The 1,587-nt window shown below is 71.2% G+C and carries 1 protein-coding gene; it reads right to left on the reverse strand.

The annotated features are described in order from the left end of the window. A partial coding sequence (locus ABZ490_RS52125) for an acyltransferase domain-containing protein (protein ID WP_359008116.1) occupies positions 1-1,572 on the reverse strand: 1,572 nt, incomplete at its 3' end. Between the last annotated feature and the right edge of the window lie 15 nt (positions 1,573-1,587).

Genomic DNA, 1,587 nt, shown 5'->3' on the forward strand with positions numbered 1-1,587 from the left:
ACCCGACACCCCCACCGGCACACCATCCCCGGACACCTCGCCCGAGAGAGCCAGCAAAGACACCACACCCGCCACCGACGGCAGGTCCTTCAGCCCGGCTGCGAGCTGCGCGCGGTCCGCGCGCGGGTCGCAGGTCCAGTACTCGACGTCGGCGCCCGCCCCGCCGAGCGCCTCCCGTACGGAGACCGCCCATGTGTCCGCGTCATGGCCGTCCGGTACGACTGCCAGCCAACGCCCCTCCAGGACCGCGTCGCGGGGGATGCCGGCCACCGGCTCCCAGCGCACCCGGTACCGGCAGCGGTCCGTCTCGGCCTGCTCCTGGCTCTGCCGCCGCCAGGAGGTCAGCGCGGGCAGCACCGCCCCCACGACCTCCTCCTCCAACTCCAGCGCACCCGCCAGAGCCTCCAGATCCTCCCGCTCGACCGCCTCCCAGAACCGCGCATCGACCTCACCACCGCCACCCACCACCGGCTCCCGACGCACGGCCTCCGGCCAGTACCGCTCATGCTGGAACGCATACGTCGGCAGTCCGGGGGTCCCGACACCGTCGTCGCCGAGCATCGCCGACCAGTCGACGTTCCCGCCGGACACGAAGACGCCTGCCAGGGCGGACAGCACCGACCTCGTCCCGGGCCGGTCCTTGCGCAGAGCGGTCATGAAGACGGGCGGATCACGGTCGATCCTCCTCTCGTCGTCCGCGACGGCCTGGGCCAGGGCGGTGAGCGTGCCGTCCGGCCCGAGTTCGAGGAAGCGTCGGACGCCTTCCTGTCCGTCCAGGGTGCTTACGGCGGCCGCGAAGCGCACCGTCGCACGGACGTGCTCCACCCAGTAGTCCGGCGACACCAGTTCCTCGGCGGCGGTCGCCCCGGTGACCGCCGAGACGACCGGTATCCGGGGCTGCTCGTAGGTGAGGCTCTCGGCCACGGCCCGGAAGTCGTCGAGCATCGGTTCCATCAGCGGCGAGTGGAAGGCATGGCTCACCCGCAGAGCCGTGACCTTGCGCCCCTCACCACGGAAATGTTCCGCGATCCCACCGACGGCCCCGGCGGTACCCGAAACCACCACCGCACGCGGCCCGTTGACCGCAGCGACACCCACTTCACCGCTCAGCAGCGGCAGCACCTCGTCCTCGGACGCCTGCACCGCCACCATCGCACCACCAGCCGGCAACGCCTGCATCAGCCGACCCCGCGCCACCACCAGACGGCACGCGTCCGCCAGCGACCACACCCCCGCCACATGAGCCGCCGCTATCTCACCGATCGAATGCCCGGCGAGCACATCCGGACGCACACCCCACGACTCCACCAGCCGGAACAGCGCCACCTCCAGCGCGAACAGCGCGGGCTGCGCGAACTCCGTCCGGTTCAGTACGTCGTCCTCGTCGCCGAAGACCACCTCACGCAACGAGCGGGGCAGCTCGGTGTCGACGTGGGCGCACACGGCGTCGAAGGCATCGGCGAAGGCCGGGTACTCCTCATACAACTCCCGTCCCATGCCAAGACGTTGGGAGCCCTGACCGGCGAACAGGAAAGCCGTACGGCCCCCTTCACCGACCTCACCCGTCACCACACCGGCAGCCGACCC

Origin of the sequence: Streptomyces sp. NPDC005811, assembly GCF_040630405.1 — a bacterium.
In the GTDB taxonomy this organism is placed as follows: domain Bacteria; phylum Actinomycetota; class Actinomycetes; order Streptomycetales; family Streptomycetaceae; genus Streptomyces.